The organism is Roseomonas sp. TS2 (genome assembly GCF_058833935.1).
Genome location: NZ_JCACVY010000019.1, coordinates 18,239 through 40,594 on the forward strand (window position 1 = coordinate 18,239; position 22,356 = coordinate 40,594).

Sequence of the window (22,356 nt, forward strand, 5' to 3'; positions counted from 1 at the left end):
ATTTCCCAGTGCAACCAAATCCGGGCGAGTGGGAAAAAATTTCCCAGCCTGGCTACCCCCTGGCTCCGGCCGCGCCGAGCGGCTTTATACCCCGCCCGATCCCAGAGGAGAGTGACCGATGAGCCTGCGCGAACGCTTCACCCAGGAATTGAAGGTGGCCATGCTGGCCAAGGACGCGGCCCGCACCTCCACCATCCGCATGATCATGGCCAAGCTGAAGGACACCGACATCGCCGCCCGCCCCTCGGGCGTCGATCAGGTGCCGGAGGAGCAGATCGTGGCCATGCTGCGCTCGATGGTGAAGTCCCGCCGCGAGAGCGTCGAGATGTACACCCAGGGCAACCGGCCGGAGCTGGCGGAGAAGGAAGGCGCCGAGATCGCCGTGATCGAATCCTTCCTGCCGCAACAGATGGACGAGGCCGCCATGCAGGCCGCCGTGGCCGAGGCGGTGGCCGAGAGCGGCGCCAGCTCGGTGAAGGACATGGGCAAGGTGATGGCGGTGCTGAAGGCGAAGCACGCCGCGACGCTGGACATGGCCAAGGCCGGCCCGATGGTGAAGGCGGCGCTGAACGGCTGAGGCCGCGCCCGCCGTGGCGCGGCGCCGCGGCATGGCTTAGGTAGGGCGGCATGTCCCTGCCGCCCAACTTCCTGGAGGAGCTGCGCCTGCGCACGCCGCTGGCGCCGCTGATCGGCCGCAGCGTAAAGCTGACGCGCGCCGGGCGGCAATGGCGCGGCTGCTGCCCCTTCCACGGCGAGAAGTCGCCCTCCTTCTACGTCTATGACGACCACTACCACTGCTTCGGCTGTGGCGCGCATGGCGATGCCATCGCCTATGTCATGCAGAGCCAGGGGGCGAGCTTCCCCGAGGCGGTGGAGCGGCTGGCCGGCGAGGCGGGGCTGGAGGTGCCCAAGGCCACCCCGCAGCAGGCCCGGCGTGAGGAGAAGCGGCGCGACCTGCACGGCGTGATGCAGGCCGCCGCCGAGGCCTTCCAGCGCCGGCTGCGGCTGCCGGAGGGCCGGGCGGGGCTGGACTACCTGCTGCGCCGCGGCCTCTCGGAGGAGACCATCCGCAAGTTCGGCCTCGGCTGGTCCGGCGGCGGGCGCGGCACGCTGGCGGCCGACCTGAAGCCGCTCGGCATCGAGCCGCCGCAGCTCGTCGAGGCCGGGCTGATGCGGGCGGGGGAGGGGGACGCGCCCCCGGCCGACCTCTATTTCAACCGGGTGATGTTCCCGATCCGCGACCGGCGCGGCCGCATCGTCTCCTTCGGCGGCCGGGTGCTGGGGGATGCGCAGCCCAAATACGTCAACGGCCCGGAGACCGAGCTGTTCTCCAAGCGCCGCAACCTCTACGGCGCCGACCTGGCGCGCGAGGCCGCCTTCAAGGGCGCGCCCGTGGTGGTGGTGGAGGGCTACATGGACGTCATCGCCCTGCACCAGGCGGGGTTCGGCGGCGCCGTGGCCCCGCTCGGCACGGCGCTGACGGAGGAGCAGCTGGCCGAGCTGTGGCGCATGGCGCCGCAGCCGCTGCTCTGCTTCGACGGCGACAAGGCCGGCCTGCGCGCCGCCGCCCGCGCCGCCGAGCTGGCGCTGCCGCTGCTCTCGCCCGAGCGCAGCCTGGGCTTCGTCACCCTGCCGGCGGGCGAGGACCCGGACACGCTGGTGGCCAAGGGCGGCTCCGGCGCCTTCCGCACCCTGCTGGAGGCGGCCCGCCCGCTCTCGGCGGTGCTGTATGGCATGCTGGCCGAGAAGCACCCCGGCGGCACGCCCGAGGCGCGCGCCGCGCTGCGCCACGACCTCGAGGACGCGGCCGGCAAGATCCCCGACAAGTTCCTGGCCGGCGAATACCGCCGCGCCCTGCTCGACAGCTTCTTCGCCGGCAACCGCCGCCCCGCCCCGGCGCCGCGCCAGCCCTGGTCGCCGCGCGGCGGGGCGGGCGGGCGCGGTGCCCGGCCCCCGGCCCCCGCCCTGAACCTGCCGCGCCCCGGCATCGACCCCGCGCAGGTGCGGCAGGAGCAGGCGCGCTGCCTGCTGGCCATCACCCTGGCCCATCCCTGGCTGCTCGGCGAGGTGGAGGAGGCGCTGGCCAGCCTGGAGCTGCCCGAGGGCATGGCGCGCCGGTTGCAGCAGGCCATGCTGGGCTGGCACGGCGGGACGGAGCGCCTTGAAGCGGCGGCGCTCGCCGACCACCTCGAAAAAATGGACCCTGACGGCCTGGCCTGGCTGCGCCAGTCGCCGCGCATGCTGCCCGCGGCGGCGAAGGAGGCGGCCCTGCCGCAGCTGGTGACGCAGCAATGGTGGTACTTCTTCGGCCGCTTCCGTGGCGAGGCGGCGCTGCTGCTGGAGCGCGAGGCGGCGGTGCGGGACCTTGCCGCCACCGGCAGCGCGGCCGCGCAGACGCGGCTGATCCGGCTCAACGAATTGCTCGCCGCCCAGCGCCGCGGCGAGATGGAGGAGGAGAATGAGGGCGGGTGAGTGGCGCGCCCGCCGGGCGCCATTCCGCGACCCGCTCTTGTGTTGCCCTGTCACGGGGCGTTATGGCCCCGTTTCGTGGCGTTCATGCGGGCGCGGCGTTGGCCCCCTCTCTCCGTTCACCCGGGGCGGGGCCGTTAGGACCAAAGCGAGGCTTCCCGGCCTACACTGCGGGCCGGGCTGAGTCAGACGGAGCGGATCGGCATGGCGAGCAAGGTCGCGAACGGCACCGACACGGTCGAGAACCGCGACGAGGCGGTGGAGGGCGCGCTGCTCGACACCCTGTCGGCAGCGGTCAAGAAGCTGGTCGCGCGGGGCAAGGAACGGGGCTACGTCACCTATGACGAGCTGAACCAGGCCTTGCCCGACAGCCAGGTGTCCTCGGAACTGATCGAGGACACCATGGCGATGCTGAGCGAGCTCGGCGTCAACGTGGTCGAGGCCGAGGAGACCGAGGACACCGAGGGCGCCGCCAAGCCCGCCGCCAAGGCCGAGGGGGCCGAGGAGGAGGAGGAGGAGGAGAGCGGCGGCAACGTCGACGAGGAGAGCCTCGGCCGCACCGACGACCCCGTCCGCATGTACCTGCGCGAGATGGGCAGCGTCGAGCTGCTCTCGCGCGAGGGCGAGATCGCCATCGCCAAGCGCATCGAGGCGGGGCGGGACATGATGATCGGCGGGCTCTGCGAGAGCCCGCTGACCTTCCAGGCCATCCTCACCTGGCACGACGCGGTCAAGGAAGGCCGCATGCTGCTGCGCGACGTGATCGACCTCGAGGCGACCGCCGCCGCCGACAGCCCCGACGTCCCCCCCGCCGCCGAGGAGGAGTTCGAGGATGGCGAGGAGGGCGAGGGGATGGGCCTCTCCCTCTCGGCGCTCGAGGAGAAGCTGAAGCCCGAGGCGCTGGCCACCTTCGAGCAGATCGAGGAGATGTATGGCCGCCTGCAGAAGCTGCAGAACAAGCGCATGGAGGCCTACACGGCGGGCGAGGAGTTCGCCACCCGCACCGAGGCGACCTATGAGAAGCTGCGCCAGGAGCTGGTGACGCTGGTCGAGAAGGTGCAGCTCCACAACAACCGCATCGAGGAGCTGGTCGACCAGCTCAAGGGGCTGAACCGCCGCATCACCGGCTATGAGGGGCAGATCCTGCGCCTCGCCGAGGCCAGCAAGGTGAAGCGCGACGACTTCCTGACCCAGTGGCGCGGCGCCGAGATCGACCCGGCCTGGTTCGACCGCGTGGCCACCCTGCCGGGCAAGGCGTGGAAGACCTTCGCCGAGCGCTCGCGCGACGAGGTGGAGCAGATCCGCAACCAGATCGGCAACACCGCTGCCGTCACCGGCCTGCCGGTGGGCGAGTTCAAGCGGGTCTATTCCACCGTCTCGCGCGGCGAGCGCGACATGACCCAGGCGAAGAAGGAGATGATCGAGGCCAATCTCCGCCTCGTCATCTCCATCGCCAAGAAATACACCAACCGCGGCCTGCAGTTCCTGGACCTGATCCAGGAGGGCAATATCGGCCTGATGAAGGCGGTCGATAAGTTCGAGTACCGCCGCGGCTACAAGTTCAGCACCTACGCCACCTGGTGGATCCGCCAGGCCATCACCCGCTCGATCGCCGACCAGGCGCGGACCATCCGCATCCCCGTGCACATGATCGAGACGATCAACAAGCTGGTGCGCACCAGCCGCCAGATGCTGCACGAGATCGGCCGCGAGCCGCAGCCCGAGGAGCTGGCCGAGAAGCTCGGTATGCCGCTCGAGAAGGTGCGCAAGGTGCTGAAGATCGCCAAGGAGCCGATCAGCCTCGAGACGCCGATCGGCGACGAGGAGGACAGCCACCTCGGCGACTTCATCGAGGACAAGGCGGCGATCATCCCGCTCGACGCCGCCATCCAGACCAACCTGCGCGAGGCCACCACCCGCGTGCTCTCCTCGCTCACCCCGCGCGAGGAGCGGGTGCTGCGCATGCGCTTCGGCATCGGCATGAACACCGACCACACGCTGGAGGAGGTCGGCCAGCAGTTCAACGTGACGCGCGAGCGCATCCGCCAGATCGAGGCCAAGGCGCTGCGCAAGCTCAAGCACCCGAGCCGCAGCCGCAAGCTGCGCTCCTTCCTAGACAATTGAGGATGGCGCTCTCCCTGGTGGAGCCGGCGCTCCGCGTGGCGGTGGACGTCACCTTCCTGCGCATGGCGGCGCCGCCCGAGGGGCCGGCGCCGGCCCTGCCGGAGGGCAGCCGGGTGGAGCGCGTGGCGCGCTGCTCCGTGCCCTTCTACCGCTACCTCTACAACACGGTGGGGCAGGATTACGTCTGGTGGCTGCGCCGCGCCGCCGGCGATGCCGAGATCGCCGCCATCCTGGGCGACCCGGCCGTCTCCATCCATGTGCTCTACCAGGGCGGTGCGCCGGCCGGCTTCTTCGAGCTGGAGCGGCGCCCGGCCACGACGGCCCAGGCCGGCACCGTGAACATCGCCTATTTCGGCCTGCTGCCGCATGCGGTGGGCACGGGGGCGGGGCGCGCCTTCCTGCGCCATGCCATAGACATGGCCTGGGCCGAGGGCTGCGCCCTGCTGACGGTGAACACCTGCACCGCCGACCATCCCCGCGCCCTGCCCAACTACCTGGACGCCGGCTTCACCCGGCTGCGCACGGTGCGCGAGATCTGGCCGGTGCCGGTGCGGCTGGGCCTGGCGGTCCCGTCCCACCTGCTGGCCTGAAGCGCCCCACGGCTTAGCCTTCCTTTACCTCCGCCTCCGACAATGGCGCCGGGCGTGAAGCCCGAGCCCTTCGGAGGTTCCGCATGGCCACAGCCTCATCCCCTCGCCAGGGCCGCCTGCCCATTGCCCTGCGCCTTGCAACCCTGGCCCTGCTCGCGCTTGTGGCGCTGGCGGGGCTGACGGTGCATGGCCTGTCCGAGCGGCGGCAGGTCATGGAGGAGGGGCGCATCGACATGCTGCGCGCCGTGGTGGAGACGGTCATCGCCATCGCGGCGCACCACGCGGCGGAGGAGCAGGCGGGGCGCGCGGACCGCGCCACGGCCCAGGCGGCGGCGCTGCGCGCCATCCGCGCCATGCGCTACCGGGGCGACGAGTACGTCTTCATCACCGACATGGAGCCGCGGATGGTGATGCACCCCATCCGGCCGGCGCTGGAGGGGCAGGCGCTCGCCGCCAGCCGCGACCCCAGCGGCTTCCCCCTCTTCCTCGCCTTCGTCGAGACGGTGCGGCGCGCGGGGGGTGGGCTGGTGCCCTATCTCTGGCCGCGCCCCGGCGCCGAGAAGCCGGTGGAGAAGCTGAGCTACGTGCAGGGCTTCGCGCCCTGGGGCTGGGTGATCGGCACCGGCGTCTATGTCGATGACCTGCGCGCCGCCCAGCACGCGGCGCTGCTGCGGGAACTCGGCGTGGCGGGCGGTGTCGGGCTGCTGCTGGCGCTCTCCGGCCTGCTGGTCGGCCGCGGCGTGACCAGGCCGCTCAAGGCCCTGGAGGGGCGCATGCGCAGCCTGGCGGCGGGCGGCACGGCGGCGCCCGTGCCAGGGATTGGCCGTGGCGACGAGATCGGCGCCATGGCCGGCGCCGTGGCCGTGTTCCGCGAGGCCATGCTGGAGGCCGACCGGCTGCGGCAGGAGCGGGAGGTGGCGCGGCAGCAGGCGGAAGGCGCGCGGCACGACGCCCAGCGCGCCCTGGCCGCCGAGGTGGAGCAATCCCTCGGCAAGGTCTCCGGCCATCTCGAGCACTCCGCCGGCACGCTGGACGCCGCAACCCAGGCCATGGGCGCCACGCGCGATGCCATGGCCGCCGGCCTCGCCGCCGCCCAGGCCGACGCGGCGGCGACGGGCGAGAATGTCCGCGCCGTGGCGGCCGCGGCGGAAGAGCTGGCGCGTTCGGTCGAGGCCATCACCCGGCAGGTCGAGGAGAGCGCCGGCGCCGCGCGCCGCGCCTCCACCGAGGCCCGCCAGGCGGACGAGACGGTGGGCAGCCTGGCCGACACGGCGCGCCGCATTGGAGACGTGGTGCGGCTGATCAACGACATCGCCGGGCAGACCAACCTGCTGGCGCTGAACGCCACCATCGAATCGGCCCGGGCGGGGGAGGCTGGCAAGGGCTTCGCCGTCGTCGCCAACGAGGTGAAGGCCCTGGCCAGCCAGACCGCCCGTGCCACGGAGGAGATCGCCACGCAGATCAACGCCATGCAGCGGGTGACGGAGCAGGTGGTGGCGGCGATCCGCGGCATGGGCGGCGCCATCGAGCATTCCGGCACGGTGGCCACGGCCATTGCCAGCGCCGTGGCCGAGCAGGGGGCGGCCACCCGGCAGATCGCGGCTCATGTGGCGGAGGCCACCACCGGCTCCAGGACGATGGGCCGCCGCATGGCGCAGCTGGGCGAGGGCATGGGCCTGAACGACGCGGCCCTGGCCCGCGTGCGCCAGGCGGGCGGGGCGCTGGGGCAGCAGGGGCAGGCCCTGCGGCAGGCGGTCGACGGACTGGTGGCGCGGCTGCATGGCGGCGCCCCGACCTGACGGCCGCCCCCGGCACGCAAAAGGCCCGGAGGAAAGCCTTCCCCCCGGGCCCTGCGTCTCACACCCCCGGAGGGGAGATTACTGGGCGGCGGCGATCTGCTTCTGCAGGATCTCGGCGGCCTGGGCGGCGTTGCCCCAGCCCTTCACCTTCACCCACTTGCCCGGCTCCAGGTCCTTGTAGCGGGTGAAGAAGTGCTCGATCTGGTCGCGGGTGATCTTCGGCAGATCCTCCAGCTCCTTCACGTCGGTGTAGGCGAGGGAGATCTTGTCGTGCGGCACGCAGACGAGCTTCTCGTCCTGGCCGCTCTCATCCTCCATGAACAGCACGCCGATGGGCCGGGCGCGGATCGCGGCGCCGGGCACCACGGGGGCCGGCACCAGCACCAGCGCGTCCGACGGGTCGCCATCGTCGGCCAGCGTGCCGGGGACGAAGCCGTAGGCGGCCGGATAGGCCATCGGCGTGAACAGGAAGCGGTCCACCACCACCGCGCCGCTGTCCTTGTCCACCTCGTACTTCACCGAGCTGCCCTGGGGGATCTCGATGACGACGTTGATGTCGTGCGGCGGGTTCTTGCCGGTGGAAAGCTTGGTCACATCCATGGGGGGCATCCGTTTCGTGGCAATGCGGAGGTTGGTTAGCAGGAGGGGGCGGCGGCGGCAATTCGGCCGCGCGGCGGGGCTTGCGGGCGCCGTGGCCGCTCGCGCACCATGGGCGGCCCCATGCGCCGCGGAAGAAGGCCCGCCGGCCCGGGGCTAGGGAGAGAGCAGCGCCATGACCACCCGTCGTTCCCTGTTGGCGGCCGCCTGGGCGGTGCCGTTGGCCGCCGCCGCGCCGGGCATCCTGGCCCGCGCCGCCCTGGCGCAGGCACCGGCCGCGCAGGCACCGATTGCGCAGGCACCGGCCGCGCCGGCCCTGGTGGAACGGCGGGAATTCAGCTTCCAGGGCTACACCACGCGCGGCGGCGCCAGCATTCCCGCCATCCGCACCGGCTACCAGACCGCCGGCACGCTGAACGCCGCCGGCGACAACGCGGTGCTGGTGACGCATTTCTTCAGCGGCAACGGGCATGCCTTCGGCCGGCTCCAGGCGGAAGGCCCGGCGGGGTGGTGGGATTCCATCATCGGCCCCGGCCGGCCGATCGACACCGAGCGCTACTTCGTCGTCGCGTCGGACACCCTGGTGAACCTCAACGCGCCGGACCGGCATACCATCACCACCGGCCCCGCCTCGGTGAACCCCTCGACCGGCCGGCCCTGGGGGATGAGCTTCCCCGCCGTCTCCATCCGCGATTTCGTCGAGGTGCAGAAGCGGCTGCTGGACCATCTGGGCGTGAAGAAGCTGGCGCTGGTCGCCGGGCCCAGCATGGGCTCGCTGCAGGCCATTGAATGGGCGGCGGCCTATCCGGAGATGGTCGAGCGCGTCATGCCGGTGATCGGCACCGGCGAGATGGATGCCTGGATGCTGGGCTGGCTGGATCTCTGGGCGGCGCCCATCCGCATGGACCCGGCCTGGCGCAATGGCGACTATTACGGCCAGGGCCGCGAGGCGCCGCTGCGCGGCCTGGCCGAGGCGCTGAAGCTCGTCACGCTGCATTCGCGCGACCGCGGCTGGGCCGGCCAGTTCGGCCGCCGCCCGGCCGAGGGGCAGGACCCCGCCCGCCGGGTGCAGGACCGCTTCGCCATCGAGGCCGCGCTGGATGCCGCCGCCGCGGCCCGCGCCAAGGTCTCGGACGCCAACTCCTTCCTCTACCTCGTCCGGGCCAACCAGCTCTTCCTGAACGAGTATGCAGGGCTGGAGGCCGCCCTGGCCAAGGCCGGCGGCCGCTGGCTGGTGGTGCCTAGCCGGGGAGACCGCGTCTTCCCCATCGAATACAGCGAGGAGCTGGTGGCGGCGCTGCGCCGCGCCGGCCGGCCCGTCAGCCAGGCGCTGCTGACCGGCACCCAGGGTCATCTGGAAGGGGTGGTCGGCATCGCCCAGGCCGAGGCGCAGATCCGGGAGTTCCTTGCCCGCTGAGGCCCAGTCGGTCTAGCAGAGGTGACAGCGGCGAATCGCCCCATCCTCTCATGCGCCCGTAGCTCAATGGTCAGAGCGGGCCGCTCATAACGGCTTGGTTGCGGGTTCAAGTCCTGCCGGGCGCAGAGGGACGGCGTGATTGCGAGAAACGGCGCGCGCCGCACCAAGCTGCCCTTGCGGAGCGGAACAAAATTGCGCGAGATATCGCGCCCGGCGCCATGGACAGTGCGCCATTCCCCCGCCGGAGGAACGCGTGTCCGCGACCGCCCCGCCCTTCAACCCCGCTGCGGTGCTTCCCGCCGGCTGGGCTCCCGCCTCCCTGGCCCCCGGCTCCCGGGGGCGAAGGCCGCATCCCTGGTCGCCGGCCTGGTGCCAGGGCAGGAGCCCGCTCTTCTGGCTGGGCGCCAATGGCGCGGTGCTGCTCGGCTATCTGGTGCTGGGCTGGGCGGTGGGCCGCTTCTTCGCGGCCTATGGGCTGTTTCCCTCGCCCATCTGGCTGCCCGCCGGCCTGGCCGCGGCGGCGGCCATGCTGGGAGGATGGCGACTCGCACCCGGTATCTTCCTTGGCTCCCTGGTGGTGAACGGGTCGGTCCTCGGCAGCGACTGGGGGCTGGCGGCGGTGGTGTCGCTCGGCAATGCGCTGGGGCCGTTGGCCGGCGCGGCGCTGTCGCGCCGCTTCCGCCCGGCGCCCGGCCTGTTCACCCGCTTCGGGGGGGTGGTGGCCTTCCTCGCCGGCCTCGTGCTGCTGCACGCCCTCATCACCGCCAGCACCGGCACGCTGGCGCTGTGGTGGCTGGGCGCGGCGCGGCCTGAGGAACTGCCCGGGCTGTGGAGCGGCTGGCTGCTCTGCGATGCCGGCGGCACCTTCTACTTCACCCCCTCCCTGGCCATGTGGCTGGGGCTGGAGCGCACGCCCCCCCAGCGCGGCCGAAGCTGGCTGGTGCTGGATGGCGCCGTGTGGCTGGCCACGGCGGGCCTGGCGGCGCTGGTCTTCTCCTTCCGCCTGCCGGAGGGGCTGCCCACGGCGCAGATGGTCTTCCTGCTGGCGGTGCCGCTGTCCTGGATCGCCCTGCGCATCTCGCTGCGCGCCGCCTACACGCTGCTGACCCTGATCTGCGTCATCGCCTCGGCCGGCACGGTGATGGGCTACGGCCCCTTCCAGTCGGGAGCCGTGGCCAACCCGATGCAGTCTGTCGGCCTGCTGATCGTATTGTGCGCCATGAACATCCTGACGCTGATCGCCCTGGTCAGCGAGCGGCGGGAGGCGGAGGCGGCGCTGGCCGAAGCCAACCGCACGCTGGAATGGCGCGTCGCCGCCCGCACGGAGGAATTGCGACGAGAGGCGGAAACCGATTCGCTCACTGGCCTGGCCAACCGCCGCAGCTTCTTCCACCGGGCCGAGGCGATGCTGCGGCGGGACCGCGCGCTGGGGCAGCCCTTCTGCCTGCTCGCCCTCGACCTCGACTATTTCAAGGCGATCAACGACAGCGCCGGCCACGCCGCGGGCGATGCCGTGCTGCGCGCCGCCGCCGAGCGCCTGGTGGCCCAGCTCCGCGCGCAGGACCTGCCGGGGCGGATCGGCGGCGAGGAGTTCGCCGTGGCCCTGCCGGGCACCGATCTGGCGGAGGGAGCGCGCGTGGCGGAGCGGCTGCGCGCGGTGCTTTCCACCGTGCCGCTGCCGCCGGCGGTGGGGCGGGCGCGCCTCTCGGCCAGCCTCGGCATCGCCTCGGCCGGGCCGCAGGACCAGAACCTGGAGGACCTGCTGCGGCGGGCCGATGCCGCCCTCTACGCGGCCAAGCGCGGCGGCCGCGACCAGGCACAGGAGGCGGTTTGAAGGGCAGGGGCCGAACCCTCACGCTTGGCGCGCAGGCCCGGTCTGGCTAGAACCGGGGCTGAACCTCTGCCCGGAATAGTGTGACCATGGCCGCTCAGTACGTTTTCGTCATGAAGGATCTCACCAAGTCCTACCCGGGCGGGCGTGAGATCTTCAAAGGCATCACCCTCTCCTTCCTGCCCACCGCCAAGATCGGCGTGCTGGGTCCGAACGGCGCCGGCAAGTCGACGCTGATGCGGATCATGGCGGGCATGGACAAGGAGTTCGGCGGCGAGGCCTGGGCGGCCGACGGCGTCAAGATCGGCTACCTCTCGCAGGAGCCGCAGCTCGATGCCAGCAAGACCGTGGGCGAGAACGTCCGCGACGCCTTCGGCACGCTGGCGGCCGACCTTGAGCGCTTCAACGAGATCTCGATGAAGTTCGCCGAGGAGATGAGCGAGGACGAGATGAACACCCTCCTCGCCGAGCAGGCCGAGCTGCAGGAGCGGATCGACGCCGCCAATGGATGGGATCTGGACCGCACCATCGACATCGCGCTCGACGCGCTGCGCTGCCCGCCGGCCGAGAGCGGCGTGACCAGCCTCTCGGGCGGCGAGCGCCGGCGCGTGGCGCTGTGCAAGCTGCTGCTCGAGAAGCCCGACCTGCTGCTGCTCGACGAGCCGACCAACCACCTCGACGCCGAGAGCGTGTCCTGGCTGGAGAAGACGCTGCGCGACTACCAGGGCGCCGTGCTGATCGTCACCCACGACCGCTACTTCCTCGACAACGTCACCAACTGGATCCTCGAGGTCGACCGCGGCCGCGGCATCCCCTACGAGGGCAACTACTCCGCCTACCTGACCGCCAAGCGCAAGCGCCTGCAGCAGGAGGAGAAGGAGGAGAGCACCCGCCAGCGGCAGCTGGCCGAGGAGCAGGAGTGGATCGGCCGCAGCCCCGCCGCCCGCCAGGCCAAGAGCAAGGCGCGCATCCAGGCCTATGAGGAGCTGCTGGCCAAGAGCCTGGACCGCGCGCCGGACCCCACCGAGATCCAGATCCCGCCGGCGCCGCGCCTCGGCAACCTCGTCATCGAGGCGGAGGATCTGCGCAAGGGCTTCGGCAACAACCTGCTGATCGACGGCCTCTCCTTCAAGCTGCCGCCGGGCGGCATCGTCGGCGTCATCGGGCCGAACGGCGCCGGCAAGTCCACGCTGTTCAAGATGATCACCGGCAAGGAGACGCCGGATGGCGGCTCGCTCAAGATCGGCGAGACCGTCTCCCTCGGCTATGTCGACCAGAGCCGTGACACGCTGGATGACAAGCGCACCGTCTGGCAGGAGATCTCGGACGGCGAGGACCTGATCATGATGGGCAAGCGCGCCGTGCCGAGCCGCGCCTATGCCGCCGCCTTCAACTTCAAGGGCGGCGACCAGCAGAAGCCCGTGGGCGTCCTCTCGGGCGGCGAGCGCAACCGCGTGCACCTGGCCAAGATGCTGCGCAAGCCGCACAACGTCATCCTGCTCGACGAGCCGACCAACGACCTCGACGTGGACACCCTCCGCGCCCTGGAAGAGGCGCTGGTGGACTTCGCCGGCTGCGCCGTGATCATCAGCCATGACCGCTGGTTCCTCGACCGGCTGGCGACGCACATCATGTCCTTCGAGGGCGACAGCCACGTCGAATGGTTCGAGGGCAACTATCAGGCCTACGAGGCGGATCGACGTCGACGCCTTGGCGCGGCGGCCGATCAGCCGCACCGGATCAAGTACCGGCCGCTCACCCGGTAAGCCGGTGGATGGCCTGGCGCGGGTGGAATCCCCGCATGCGGTGCGCACGCCCCGTCTGGTGCTGCGCCCCGTCGGGCCTGGGCATCTGGCCGACCTCGTCGCCCTGAAGGGCGACGAGGCCGCCTTCGGCCTGATGCTCCATGGCACCCGCAGCCCGGCCCAGGCGCGGCAGGACCTGGAGGACGACATGGCCTTCTGGGCCGTGCGCGGCTACGGCACCTGGGCCGTGCATCTGGCGGAGAGCGAGGCCTTTCTCGGCATCGTGGCGCTGTCGGAGCGGCCGGATGGGCGAGGGGTGGCGCTGCGCTTCGCGCTCTGGCCGCACACCCGCGGCAAGGGCTATGCGCGGGAGGCCGCCCGCGCGGCGGTCGAATTCGGCCACCGGCAGGCCGGCCTGCCCCGCATCATCGCCGTGGCGCGGGAGGACAACCGCGCCTCGCGCGGTGTGCTGGAGGATCTCGGCCTGCGCTGTGCGGGCGAGTTTCCGCGCGATGGGCACCGCATGCTGGTCTATGAGAGCCTGCGGCCGCCGGCACCGCCCGCGCAGCAGGGCGAAGGCTGATCGACAGGCCGGGTGGGGGCGATGCCCCGACCCGGCCTTTTTCATGTGCTCCGCCCTATTGTGGCAGTTCTGCCACATTTGAGGCGGCGGCCCGCCCTGCGCCCTGGCAGTAATCCCCTGTTAACTAATGAACCGGAAGAAGCCCCTGCGGCCTTCGCCCCTCAAACAAGGCAAAGCTGCCATGATTGTGTTTAAAATGTGGCGAACCTGCTCTATCCAGCCGGACAGGGAAGGAAGCGCGGGCTTGAAGGTTCTGCCGGATGATGTCTCTTCGCCGTCTCGCCCTGTTGGGCCTCCTCCTGGGCGCCAACCTCGTCGCGCCGGCCGCGCAGGCGCAGGATTTCACCCTGCGCGCCGCCATCGGCGGGGGCGGGGTGCCTTACGCGCAGAAGGACTCCTTCCTGGTCGCCACGCTGGGCGGGCCCAAGGCCGGCAAGGTGGCGCTCGCCACCAGCCTGCCGCTGGCCGCCCTCGCCAGGCCGGTCTTCGAATCCCGCCCGCTCTATGTGCTGGGGGGCGGGGTGGGGCTGGGGCGGCTTGGCCAGGCACGGCTCTCACTGGATGGGCAGTTCGCCGCCGCCGCCAACCCGGCGCCCGACGAGGCGCGCGCCATGCTGGGGCTGGCCCGGCTGCGCCTGGTGTTCTGAGCCGCCTCAGCCCGTGGCGGCGAGGCGCGCCATGGCCGAGGCGGTGGCCTCCTCGGCCGGGAAGAAGGCCTCGATCGTCACCTCCGCCAGCGTCACATCCACCGCCGTGCCGAATACGGTGGTGGTGCTGAGGAAGCTGAGCGGCCCCGCCGCGCTCGCCAGCCGCAGCGGTACGGCGATGCCCGCCTCCTCCACCGGCACGGGCCGCGCCCCGCGCGCCTGGGGTGGCGGCGGATACGCCTTCAGCTCCTTCAGCAGCCGCATCAGCACGGGGTCGGCCGAGCTTCGTGCCTCATGCCTCAGCCGCGCCAGCAGATGGGCGCGCCATTCGGCGTAGTTCAGGATGCGGTCCGCCAGCCCTTCCGGGTGCAGGCTGAGGCGCAGCACATTCACCGGCGGCCGCAGCAGCGGCGGCGCCACCGCCCCGATCAGCACGCCGATGGCGGCATTGGCCGCCAGCAGCGTCCAGTGCCGGTCCACCGCCAGGGCGGGGTGGGGCATGTGGCCGTGCAGGATGCGCTCCATCGCCTGCCGCGCCGAGGTCAGGTCGGGCGCCTGCCAGGGCCGCTCCCGGTAGACCGGCGCGAAGCCCGCCGCCGCCAGCAGGGCGTTGCGCTCGCGCAGCGGCAGGCCGAGCGGCTCCGCCAGCCGCAGCACCATGGCGCGGCTTGGCATGGCGCGGCCGGATTCCAGGCAGCTCAGGTGCCGCTGGGAGATCTCGGCCTCCAGCGCCAGCGCCATCTGGCTCATCCGCCGCCGCTGCCGCCACTGGCGCAGCAGCGTGCCGGCCAGGAGTGGTTCCGTGCCCATCATGCGCCGAGCCTAGCCACCGCATCCGCCGCCGGACAATGACCTCCGAGGTCATCGACCCGCCGCCGGCGGCGGGGAGAGGATCGGCCCCGGCGGCACCGCAGCCCGCGGCGCCGGAGCGATGCGAGGAACCGATCATGATGGCGTGGACCGAACACCTTTCCCTGCGGCGCCTGCTGGCAGCCGATGCGGCGAGCTGCGCGCTAATGGGGGCCGCCCTGCTGGCGGCGCCGCAGGCCCTGGGCGGCTGGACCGGCCTGCCGCCGGCGCTGCTCTCCGGGGCGGGGCTGGCCCTGCTGCCGGTGGCGGCCTTCATGGCGCTGCTGGCACGCGGCGGCGCCGTGCCGCGCTGGGGGCTGGCGGTGGTGCTGGGCGGCAACGCGCTGTGGGTGGTGGCCAGCCTGATGCTGCCGCTGCTCGGGCTGGTGGCGCCGAACGCGCTGGGATGGGCCTTCCTGCTCGGCCAGGCCGGCTTCGTCGCCGCCCTGGCCTGGCTGGAGGGCGTCGCCGCCCGTGCCCGGCCGGCCCTGGCCTGAGGCGGCGCGCCATGACCTGCTACGCCATCGGCCTGCTGCACGATGTGGAGATGGGGCCGGGCATCCTGGCCTATCTGGAGGGGATCGATGCCACGCTGGCGCCTTTCGGCGGGCGCTACCGCATCCATGGCGGGGTGCCGGAGATACTGGAAGGCGCCTGCGACCGCGACCTGATCGTCATCGCCTTCCCCGACCGGGCGGCGGCCCGGGCCTGGTACGGATCGGCGGCCTACCAGGCCCTGCTGCCGCACCGGCTGCGCCATGCCCGGGGCGCGGTGTTCCTGATCGACGGCGTGGCGGAGGGCCACCGCGCCACGGACATCCTGCGGCGGGGCGGCCGAGGCTCCTAGGCCCCGCGCCGCCGCGCCAGCAGCTTCACCCCCAGCATGGCGCCGCCGATCACCAGGAAGGAGAGGGCGGTGGAGACGGTGCCGAGGGCGTAGAGCACCGGCGTCGTCACCGTCGTCGTCATGCCGAGGATTTCCAGCGGCAGGGTGTTGCCGCTGCCGGCGGTGAGCAGGGTGCGGGCGAACTCGTCGAAGGAGAGGGTGAAGCCGAACAGCGCGATGCCTACCACGCTCGGCGCGATGATCGGCAGCACCACGTGCCAGAAGCTCTGCCAGGGGGTGGCGCCCATGTCGCGCGCCGCCTCCTCCCAGCTGCGGTCGAAGCGGTTGAACACGGCGAACATGATCAGCAGGCCGAAGGGCAGCGTCCAGGTGAGCTGCGCGCCGAAGGCGGAGGAGTACCAGGCAGGCTCCCACTCCATCCGGTTGAACAGCAGGCCGACGCCGAGGCTGACCAGGATGGAGGGGACGATCAGGCTGGTGAGCGTCAGGGTGAACAGCACGCCGCTGCCGGGGAAGCGGCGGCGGAAGGCCATGCCGGCGGCCAGCGAGATGACCACCGTGCTCGCCGTCACCATCGCCGCCAGCAGCAGCGTGCGCGTCATCGAGGCGCCGAGGTCGCCCACCGCCTGCGGCTGGAACAGCCGGCCGAACCAGTGCAGCGAGACGCCGTTCATCGGGAAGGTCAGCCCGCCATCCGGCCCCTGGAAGGAGAGGATGGTGATGGTGAGCGTCGGCCCGTAAAGGAACAGCAGGAACAGCACGAACAGCGTGCCGAGCAGGATGCGCGCCGCGCGTCCGGGCATGGGCTCAGAGCTCCTTGCGGATGTCGATGGCGCGCAACATCGCCGCCACCAGCAGCAGCACCATGGCCAGCAGCACCACCGCGTTGGCGGCCGCCGCGGGATACTGCATCAGCCCGATCTGGTTGCTGATCATCAGCCCGACCGAGGCGCTCTGCCCGCCGCTCATCAGCCGCACCGTGGCGAAGTCGCCCATCACCAGCACGACGACGAAGATGCTGCCGATGCCGATGCCCGGCTTGCACAGCGGCAGGATGACGCACCACAGCGTCTGCCAGAAGCCGGCGCCGGCATCGCGTGCCGCCTCCAGCAGCCGGCGGTCGATGCGCATCATGGTGTTGAAGATCGGCACCACCATGAACAGCGTGTAGAGGTGGACGAAGGCCAGGATCACCGAGAAATCCGAGAAGAGCAGGAATTCCAGCGGCTGCTCGATCAGGCCCGCGCCCATCAGCGCATTGTTCATGATGCCGTTGCGGCCGAGGAAGGGCACCCAGGCGATCATGCGGATCAGGTTGCTGGTCCAGAAGGGCACGGTGCAGAGGATGAAGAGCACCGTGCGCCAAGTCGCGTCCTGCACCACAAAGGCCAAATAGTAGGCCAGCCAGAAACCGAGCGCGAAGGTCACCAGCCAGGTGAGGCCGGCGAACCACAGCGTCTTGAGATAGGTCTGCCACGTCACCGGAGAGGCGAAGACCTCCTGGTAATTGGTCAGCACGAAATCGGGGATCAGGCTGAAGCTGTCATAGTCGTAGAAGCTGACGACGACGATCAGCGCGATCGGCAGCAGCAGGAAGGTGGCCAGGACCAGCGCCAGAGGGGCGGCCTGCAGCCAGGGGAACCATCGGGACATGCGCGCGCTCCAACTCCGAGCCTTCCAGGGGGCGCCGCCCCCTGGACCCCCGCCGGGGTGACCGTGTCACCCCGGACCCCGCCATCGTGTGCGATCGCTGCAGGCGGCAACGCCGGAAGCGTAAATCGCACACGCAAACAAAATCAGGCCGCGATGAACTCGTTCCACTTCTGGATCATGTAGCGGTCCTCGTTCATCACCGAGTTCCAGCAGACGACCTTGCCCATGCGGTCCGTGAAGGAGCCGCCATCGCGCACCGCGCCGGCCTTCTCCATCACCTTGCCATCGGGGGCGACGATGTCGGCGGTGGCGGGCTTGCCCTCCATCCAGTAGCCCCACTCATTCTCGCTCATGTTGGCCTTCGCCGTCTCCAGCACCGCCGAGTAGTAGCCCTGGCGGTTGAGGAAGGCGCCGCACCAGCCGGAGAGATACCAGTTCATGTACTCATAGGCCGCGTCCAGCTCGAGGCCGGAGAGGTGGCGCATCAGGCCGAGGCCCGAGCCCCAGGCGCGGTAGCCCTCGGCCAGCGGCTGGTACACGCAGGGAATGCCGCGCGAGCGCACGGCGGTGACGGCCGGCGACCACATGGACTGGATGACGACCTCGCCTGAGGCCATCAGGTTCACGCTTTCGTCGAAGCTCTTCCAGAAGGCGCGGAACTGGCCGGCGCGCTTGGCCTCGATCAGGAAGGCGATGGTCTTGTCGATCTCGGCGCGGGTCATGTTGCCCTTGTCGCCGTACTTCACGATGCCGGCGCTCTCCGCCACCATCGCCGCGTCCATGATGCCGATGCCGGGGATGTTCAGGATGCTCGCCTTACCCTTGAAGGCGGGGTCCAGCAGGTCCTTCCAGTGGGTGATGGGGCGGCCCACCAGGTCGGGGCGGATGCCCAGCGTGTCGGCGTTGTACACGGTCGGCATCAGCGTCATCAACTCGGTGCGCTTGCCGGCGAAGGTCTTCGCATCCTTGCTTTCGACGAAGCCCACCGAGAAGGGCGAGGTGCCCTGGCCCGGCGCGCTCTCCGGCGTCAGGCGGCCGGTGGTGAAGATCGGCACGATCTTGTCGGCCAGCCTGATCCGCTTGGTGTCGATCGGCTGCAGCGCGCCGGTCGGGTACACCTTCTTGATGCTGAAATATTCGATGTCCGCGATGTCGAAGCTGCGCGCCTGGGTGGCGGCGCGCTGCGCCACGGCGTCGGTGTCGGTCACCGTCAGCTGCAGGGTGAAGCCGAGGTCCTTCTTCACCTGCTCGGCGATCGGGTTGAGGCCCGAGACGCCGGTGCCGATCTGCCGCAGCGTGACGTTGCGGATGTTCTGCGCCCACAGCGTGGGGAAGCCGGTGACGGCGCCGCTGCCCAGGGCCGCGCCAGCCAGCGCCAGCGCGCCGCGGCGGGTGAGGGAGGGCTGAGTCTTCTTCTGCTCGGTCATCTTGTACGCTCTCCTGGTCAGGCGGTCTGGCTGAGGGGGTGGGCGTCCTGCGCCGCCCAGCCCAGCGTGGCGGCCTCGCCCGGGGCCACGGGCGCGGCGTGGAACAGGCCGTCCGGCAGCAGCGCCTCGGCGGTCTGGCCGTCGCCGGCCCGCACCACCACGCGCACCGCGGCGCCCTGGTACTCGACGGTGGTCACCTGGCCGGCCAGGCTGGCGCCGTCACTGGCGCCGCCTTCCGGCACCGGCGTCAGCCGGGTGCGGTCCGTGCGCACGGCGAAGCGCCCGCCCGGCAGGTCCAGCACGTTGTGGCCGCCGATGAAGCGGGCGACGAAGGCGCTGGCCGGCTTCTCGAAGATCTCGCGCGGATGCGCCGCCTGGGCGATCCGCCCATGGTCCATCACCACGGCGATGTCGGAGAGGGCCATCGCCTCCTCCTGCCCATGGGTGACATGGATGAAGGTGATGCCGAGCTCGCGCTGCAGCCGCTTCAGCTCCTCGCGCATCTGGGTGCGCAGGAAGGGGTCGAGGGCGGAGAGCGGCTCGTCCAGCAGCAGCACCTTGGGGCGGGTGATCAGCGCGCGGGCCAGCGCCACGCGCTGCTGCTGGCCGCCCGAGAGCTGCGCCGGCAGCCGGTCCGCCATCTTCTCCAGCTGCACCAGCTTCAGGAACCCGGCCGCCTGGGCCAGCCGCTCCGCCTTGCCCACGCCGCGCATGCGCAGCCCGAAGGCGATGTTCTCCAGCGCCGTCAGGTGCGGGAACAGGGCATAGGACTGGAACATCATGGCCGTGCCGCGCGCCGCCGGCGGCAGCAGCGTCACATTGCGGCCGGAGAGCAGGATGTCGCCTTCGCTCACCGTCTCATGCCCGGCGATCATGCGCAGCGTGCTGGTCTTGCCGCAGCCCGACGGGCCGAGCAGGCAGCAATAGCTGGCGGCCGGGATCGAGAGCGAAATCCCGTCCACCGCCGCCGGGCCATGGCCGTACCGCTTGGTGACGCCGATCAGTTCCACATCCGGTCGCAATCGCCCGATCCCATTCCGGTTCGTGTCGGCGCGGAGGGTATGCAAGGGATGCGCCAGGAGCCGGATCACTGCGCGCGCAGGCGTCGCCCCCGCGGAAATTGAGACCGTAAGGGCCGGAAGCACACGAAAACGAGAGGTTTTATGCCTTGATTTTGGGCAGATGGGGCCGCCCTGCCCGCAGCCTGCTCAAGTTGTTCACAAGGCCGAACAGACCTTACATTCATCCACCATCTTGATGATGCGCGCTGTCGGGAGACCATGTCGAATGGCGGCAGGAGAGCAAGCGATGGCGGACGCGAGGCCCCCGGGCTTTAACCTGAACATAGGCTTGTCAGACGTCGTAGGACTGAAGCCGGTTCTCGACGATCTGGTTGACATGGCCTGGGAGCCGGGCTGGAGCCCCGCGGCGCTGAGCCGGCTGGTGCGGCTGTGCGATGATCTGAAGCGCAGCCTGGAGCCGGCGGTCTGGCAGATGGCCTGCGCCGAGATGCTGGTCCACCCGCTGCACCGGTTGATGCTGGAGGACCCTCTCATCCGCGCGGCACAGGATCTGGCGGGCCGCCCCGGCCTGCTGCCGCTGCTGCAGGACCTGCTGCTGCGGCATGAGACGGTGCGGGACCGGCTCAGCCAGGCCTCGCGCGCCGGGCGCGACCTGTTCGAGGCAACCGCCGCACTCGGCTATTTCAGCGCCTTGCAGGGGCAGCCCGCCTTCCTCGCGCGGGTGATCGAGGCGGTGCTGGAGCGCCGCCCGGGAGCCGAGGTGCTGAGCCTGGGGGCAGGGCACCTGCGGGAGGCCGCCATGCTGGCCCAGCCCGGCAAGCTCGGGCGCTGGGTGGCGCAGGAGACGGACCGCGGCGTCATCGCCACGCTGCGCAGGGGGCTGCCGCCCGGGCTGCCGCTGCGCAGCCTGCGCTGCAACCTCTCCTCCTTCGTCCGGAAGCCTTATCTGCGCGGCTGCTTCGACCTGATCCTGCTGCCGGACCTGCCGGGCTGCGGCACCGGCAGCTGGCCGAAGGAGCTGGTGGATTCCGCCTTTGCGGCGCTCAAGCCGGGCGGCCTGCTGCTTCTGGGCAGCGCCGGCCCCGCCCCGCCGGAGGCAGCCTGGATGGAGGTGTTCCTGGGTCTGCGGCCCTGCTGGCGCAGCCTGGAGGAGATGGAGGCCCTGCTGGCCGCTGTGCCGCCGGCGGAGGCGCGGCGGCCTCGGGTATTCCAGGGCATCGGCGGAGGCGTCGAGGGGCGGCGGCTCTACGCCATGGTCGAGCGGCGCTGAACGGGCGGAACAACGCCCGGAAGCGGCGGCCATCCGCCAGGGGGCAGCGCCGCCCTGGCGGATGGCCGCCGGAAGGTCCTCAGGGGTTCTCGCGCGCCGCCAGCGCCGCCACCTGGCGCCGCATGGCATCCAGCAGGGCGGAAACCTGGCCGCCATTGCGGCTGATCACGGCGGAGTACTCGCTGCGCTGGGTGAGCCGCAGGGAGGTGCCTTCCGCGATCACGTCCACCACGCGCGGCTGGCCGCCCACCTCGCCCACCCGCCAGTCGAGGCTGAACGGGGCGGTGTTGGGGCGCTCGATGACGGTGTTCACCAGCGCGTCGTCCTCGGTGCGCTGCTGGCTACGGCCCAGGCTGAAGCGCACGCCCTCATACTCGCCGAAGCGGGCGGAGAGATTGCGGATCAGCGTCTCCTCGAACAGCTTCATGTACTCCTGCTGCTCCGCCGGGGAGGCGGTGCGCCACCAGCGGCCGAGGATGAAGCGGCCCACCCCCTCCACATCCACGGCGCGGCGCAGGATCGCGGCCACACGTTGCCGGCGCTCGGCCACGGGCGCGCGGGAGTTGAGGGCGCCCACCAGCTCCTGGCCGGTGGCCTCGATGAAGTTGGCGGCGCGGTTGATGTCCATCTCCGCCCGCGCCGGGGAGCTTCCGAGCGCGACCATGGAGAAGGGGGCAGCCCATGCGGCGGCCAGCAGGGAACGGCGGTGCATCCTGTTCTGTCTCATCTTGTGTTCAAGCCCGCTCAGTTGCGGCCGGGCGGGTTGCCCGCAGTCCCGAGCCCCGTGCCCCAGGCATTGCCGGAAGACGGATTGGCACCGCTGTTGCGGATCTCCGACTGGCGGCGCTGGCGATAGGCGCTGCGGAACGTGGCATACGGGTCGAGGCTGGTTTCCTTCACCGAATCAATCGTCTCGATCAGCCTTTCGCGGGTGTCGAGCACGGTCAGGCCGGTGATGCCATAGCCGATGTTCTCTATCGTGTTGTCGCCATTGGCGACCACCCAGGTCACCGGGTTGGAGACGATATCCAATCCAAACCCCGTCAGGTCACGCGGGTTGCTCGGGCCCAGCACCGGAATGAACAGGAACGGGCCTTCGCCCAGGCCCCAGACCGCCAGGGTCTGGCCGAAATCCTCGGTGTGTCCGGGCAGGCCGAAATTCTTCGCCACGTCGAAGATGCCGCCGACGCCCAGGGTGGTGTTCAGCAGGAACCGGCCGAGGGTGGTGCCGAAGCGCTGCGTCTCGCCCTGCAGGCCATCGTTCAGCAGGATGACGGGGCTGCGCAGATTGGCCAGCACGTTGCCCACGCCGGTGCGGACCGGCTGCGGCAGCACGAAGCGGTAGACCTCCGCCGCCGGGCGCAGCAGCACCGTGTCGATCCCGTTATGCACCGTGTACATGGTGCGGTTGAAGGGCTCGAGCGGGTCGTTGGTCTGCTCGTACTCCGCCAGGGCTTCGGGCTCGCTCGCTGGGGGACGCGTGGCG

The 22,356-nt window shown here is 71.1% G+C and carries 21 protein-coding genes and 1 tRNA gene; 14 read left to right on the forward strand and 8 right to left on the reverse strand.

Annotated features, from left to right (window positions below; translation table 11 throughout):
* The first annotated feature begins 118 nt into the window (after positions 1-118).
* The 5 genes from ACZJYS_RS05840 to ACZJYS_RS05860 all read left to right on the forward strand — a co-directional run bounded on the left by ACZJYS_RS05840 (position 119) and on the right by ACZJYS_RS05860 (position 6,982).
* Entirely contained in the window at positions 119-577 is a 459-nt protein-coding gene (locus ACZJYS_RS05840; RefSeq protein ID WP_493176425.1) for a GatB/YqeY domain-containing protein, read from the forward strand.
* 50 nt (positions 578-627) lie between these two features.
* A complete protein-coding gene (dnaG, locus tag ACZJYS_RS05845) occupies positions 628-2,472 on the forward strand; it encodes a DNA primase (RefSeq protein WP_493176426.1) in 1,845 nt (614 codons plus the stop codon).
* A 201-nt stretch (positions 2,473-2,673) separates the two neighbouring features.
* A complete protein-coding gene (gene rpoD, locus ACZJYS_RS05850) occupies positions 2,674-4,593 on the forward strand; it encodes an RNA polymerase sigma factor RpoD (protein ID WP_379649246.1) in 1,920 nt (639 codons plus the stop codon).
* 2 nt (positions 4,594-4,595) lie between these two features.
* Entirely contained in the window at positions 4,596-5,183 is a 588-nt protein-coding gene (locus tag ACZJYS_RS05855; RefSeq protein WP_493176429.1) for a GNAT family N-acetyltransferase, read from the forward strand.
* A gap of 83 nt (positions 5,184-5,266) precedes the next feature.
* Entirely contained in the window at positions 5,267-6,982 is a 1,716-nt protein-coding gene (locus ACZJYS_RS05860) for a methyl-accepting chemotaxis protein (RefSeq protein ID WP_493176431.1), read from the forward strand.
* 78 nt (positions 6,983-7,060) lie between these two features.
* On the opposite strand, the gene ppa is transcribed toward ACZJYS_RS05860, so the two are convergent.
* Positions 7,061-7,582, reverse strand: coding sequence for an inorganic diphosphatase (gene ppa / locus ACZJYS_RS05865; RefSeq protein WP_109516110.1), 522 nt, complete (start codon positions 7,580-7,582; stop codon positions 7,061-7,063).
* A 172-nt stretch (positions 7,583-7,754) separates the two neighbouring features.
* Between ppa and ACZJYS_RS05870 the strand changes: the two genes are divergently transcribed.
* From ACZJYS_RS05870 to ACZJYS_RS05895, 6 genes are all read left to right on the forward strand, one after another.
* Complete coding sequence (locus ACZJYS_RS05870) at positions 7,755-8,996, forward strand: E22 family MetX-like putative esterase (RefSeq protein WP_493176432.1); 1,242 nt, start codon at positions 7,755-7,757, stop codon at positions 8,994-8,996.
* Between the two features lie 52 nt (positions 8,997-9,048).
* A tRNA-Ile gene (locus ACZJYS_RS05875) sits at positions 9,049-9,121 on the forward strand.
* A 128-nt stretch (positions 9,122-9,249) separates the two neighbouring features.
* Positions 9,250-10,830: a GGDEF domain-containing protein gene (locus ACZJYS_RS05880; RefSeq protein WP_493176433.1), complete on the forward strand. Its 1,581-nt coding sequence runs from the start codon at positions 9,250-9,252 to the stop codon at positions 10,828-10,830.
* Between the two features lie 86 nt (positions 10,831-10,916).
* Positions 10,917-12,593 carry an energy-dependent translational throttle protein EttA gene (gene ettA, locus ACZJYS_RS05885; RefSeq protein WP_493176435.1) on the forward strand — a complete coding sequence of 559 codons (1,677 nt, stop codon included), beginning with the start codon at positions 10,917-10,919 and terminating at the stop codon, positions 12,591-12,593.
* Between the two features lie 40 nt (positions 12,594-12,633).
* Positions 12,634-13,155 carry a GNAT family N-acetyltransferase gene (locus ACZJYS_RS05890; RefSeq protein ID WP_245906173.1) on the forward strand — a complete coding sequence of 174 codons (522 nt, stop codon included), beginning with the start codon at positions 12,634-12,636 and terminating at the stop codon, positions 13,153-13,155.
* A gap of 260 nt (positions 13,156-13,415) precedes the next feature.
* A complete protein-coding gene (locus ACZJYS_RS05895) occupies positions 13,416-13,802 on the forward strand; it encodes a hypothetical protein (protein ID WP_181378020.1) in 387 nt (128 codons plus the stop codon).
* Positions 13,803-13,808: 6 nt separating this feature from the next.
* On the opposite strand, the gene ACZJYS_RS05900 is transcribed toward ACZJYS_RS05895, so the two are convergent.
* On the reverse strand, positions 13,809-14,615 hold the full coding sequence (locus ACZJYS_RS05900) for a helix-turn-helix domain-containing protein (RefSeq protein WP_493176438.1): 807 nt from the start codon (positions 14,613-14,615) through the stop codon (positions 13,809-13,811).
* Between the two features lie 137 nt (positions 14,616-14,752).
* On the opposite strand from ACZJYS_RS05900, the gene ACZJYS_RS05905 reads away from it, so the two are divergent.
* Together ACZJYS_RS05905 and ACZJYS_RS05910 are read left to right on the forward strand one after the other, a co-directional pair.
* Positions 14,753-15,148: a hypothetical protein gene (locus tag ACZJYS_RS05905; protein ID WP_493176440.1), complete on the forward strand. Its 396-nt coding sequence runs from the start codon at positions 14,753-14,755 to the stop codon at positions 15,146-15,148.
* 11 nt (positions 15,149-15,159) lie between these two features.
* The gene (locus tag ACZJYS_RS05910) at positions 15,160-15,498 is read left to right on the forward strand and encodes a DUF1330 domain-containing protein (RefSeq protein WP_493176442.1); all 339 of its coding nucleotides are present in this window, start codon (positions 15,160-15,162) and stop codon (positions 15,496-15,498) included.
* Here ACZJYS_RS05910 and ACZJYS_RS05915 read toward each other — a convergent pair.
* From ACZJYS_RS05915 to ACZJYS_RS05930, 4 genes are all read right to left on the reverse strand, one after another.
* The gene (locus ACZJYS_RS05915; RefSeq protein ID WP_493176444.1) at positions 15,495-16,301 is read right to left on the reverse strand and encodes an ABC transporter permease; all 807 of its coding nucleotides are present in this window, start codon (positions 16,299-16,301) and stop codon (positions 15,495-15,497) included. The two genes, ACZJYS_RS05910 and ACZJYS_RS05915, sit on opposite strands and share 4 nt — an antisense overlap.
* Positions 16,302-16,305: 4 nt before the next feature.
* Positions 16,306-17,151, reverse strand: coding sequence for an ABC transporter permease (locus ACZJYS_RS05920; RefSeq protein ID WP_379649233.1), 846 nt, complete (start codon positions 17,149-17,151; stop codon positions 16,306-16,308).
* 143 nt (positions 17,152-17,294) lie between these two features.
* Positions 17,295-18,578, reverse strand: a complete 1,284-nt coding sequence (locus ACZJYS_RS05925) for an ABC transporter substrate-binding protein (protein WP_493176447.1) — start codon at positions 18,576-18,578, stop codon at positions 17,295-17,297.
* A gap of 17 nt (positions 18,579-18,595) precedes the next feature.
* Entirely contained in the window at positions 18,596-19,600 is a 1,005-nt protein-coding gene (locus ACZJYS_RS05930) for an ABC transporter ATP-binding protein (protein WP_109516099.1), read from the reverse strand.
* Positions 19,601-19,976: 376 nt separating this feature from the next.
* On the opposite strand from ACZJYS_RS05930, the gene ACZJYS_RS05935 reads away from it, so the two are divergent.
* A complete protein-coding gene (locus ACZJYS_RS05935; RefSeq protein WP_109516098.1) occupies positions 19,977-20,870 on the forward strand; it encodes a hypothetical protein in 894 nt (297 codons plus the stop codon).
* 79 nt (positions 20,871-20,949) lie between these two features.
* Here the strand turns inward: ACZJYS_RS05935 and ACZJYS_RS05940 are convergent, their stop codons facing one another.
* Both ACZJYS_RS05940 and ACZJYS_RS05945 read right to left on the reverse strand, forming a co-directional pair.
* Positions 20,950-21,582 (reverse strand): MlaC/ttg2D family ABC transporter substrate-binding protein, encoded by a 633-nt coding sequence (locus ACZJYS_RS05940; protein WP_245906172.1) that lies wholly within the window; start codon positions 21,580-21,582, stop codon positions 20,950-20,952.
* A gap of 32 nt (positions 21,583-21,614) precedes the next feature.
* On the reverse strand, positions 21,615-22,356 hold a 742-nt coding region (locus ACZJYS_RS05945), incomplete at its 5' end, for an MlaA family lipoprotein (RefSeq protein WP_493176451.1).

Coding starts and splice junctions, on each gene's coding strand:
- ACZJYS_RS05840 (WP_493176425.1), top strand. CDS start 119: ATGAGCCTGCGCGAACGCTTCACCCAGGAATTGAAGGTGGCCATGCTG.
- dnaG (WP_493176426.1), top strand. CDS start 628: ATGTCCCTGCCGCCCAACTTCCTGGAGGAGCTGCGCCTGCGCACGCCG.
- rpoD (WP_379649246.1), top strand. CDS start 2,674: ATGGCGAGCAAGGTCGCGAACGGCACCGACACGGTCGAGAACCGCGAC.
- ACZJYS_RS05855 (WP_493176429.1), top strand. CDS start 4,596: ATGGCGCTCTCCCTGGTGGAGCCGGCGCTCCGCGTGGCGGTGGACGTC.
- ACZJYS_RS05860 (WP_493176431.1), top strand. CDS start 5,267: ATGGCCACAGCCTCATCCCCTCGCCAGGGCCGCCTGCCCATTGCCCTG.
- ppa (WP_109516110.1), bottom strand. CDS start 7,582: ATGGATGTGACCAAGCTTTCCACCGGCAAGAACCCGCCGCACGACATC.
- ACZJYS_RS05870 (WP_493176432.1), top strand. CDS start 7,755: ATGACCACCCGTCGTTCCCTGTTGGCGGCCGCCTGGGCGGTGCCGTTG.
- ettA (WP_493176435.1), top strand. CDS start 10,917: ATGGCCGCTCAGTACGTTTTCGTCATGAAGGATCTCACCAAGTCCTAC.
- ACZJYS_RS05895 (WP_181378020.1), top strand. CDS start 13,416: ATGATGTCTCTTCGCCGTCTCGCCCTGTTGGGCCTCCTCCTGGGCGCC.
- ACZJYS_RS05900 (WP_493176438.1), bottom strand. CDS start 14,615: ATGATGGGCACGGAACCACTCCTGGCCGGCACGCTGCTGCGCCAGTGG.
- ACZJYS_RS05905 (WP_493176440.1), top strand. CDS start 14,753: ATGGCGTGGACCGAACACCTTTCCCTGCGGCGCCTGCTGGCAGCCGAT.
- ACZJYS_RS05910 (WP_493176442.1), top strand. CDS start 15,160: ATGACCTGCTACGCCATCGGCCTGCTGCACGATGTGGAGATGGGGCCG.
- ACZJYS_RS05915 (WP_493176444.1), bottom strand. CDS start 16,301: ATGCCCGGACGCGCGGCGCGCATCCTGCTCGGCACGCTGTTCGTGCTG.
- ACZJYS_RS05920 (WP_379649233.1), bottom strand. CDS start 17,151: ATGTCCCGATGGTTCCCCTGGCTGCAGGCCGCCCCTCTGGCGCTGGTC.
- ACZJYS_RS05925 (WP_493176447.1), bottom strand. CDS start 18,578: ATGACCGAGCAGAAGAAGACTCAGCCCTCCCTCACCCGCCGCGGCGCG.
- ACZJYS_RS05935 (WP_109516098.1), top strand. CDS start 19,977: ATGGCCTGGGAGCCGGGCTGGAGCCCCGCGGCGCTGAGCCGGCTGGTG.
- ACZJYS_RS05940 (WP_245906172.1), bottom strand. CDS start 21,582: ATGCACCGCCGTTCCCTGCTGGCCGCCGCATGGGCTGCCCCCTTCTCC.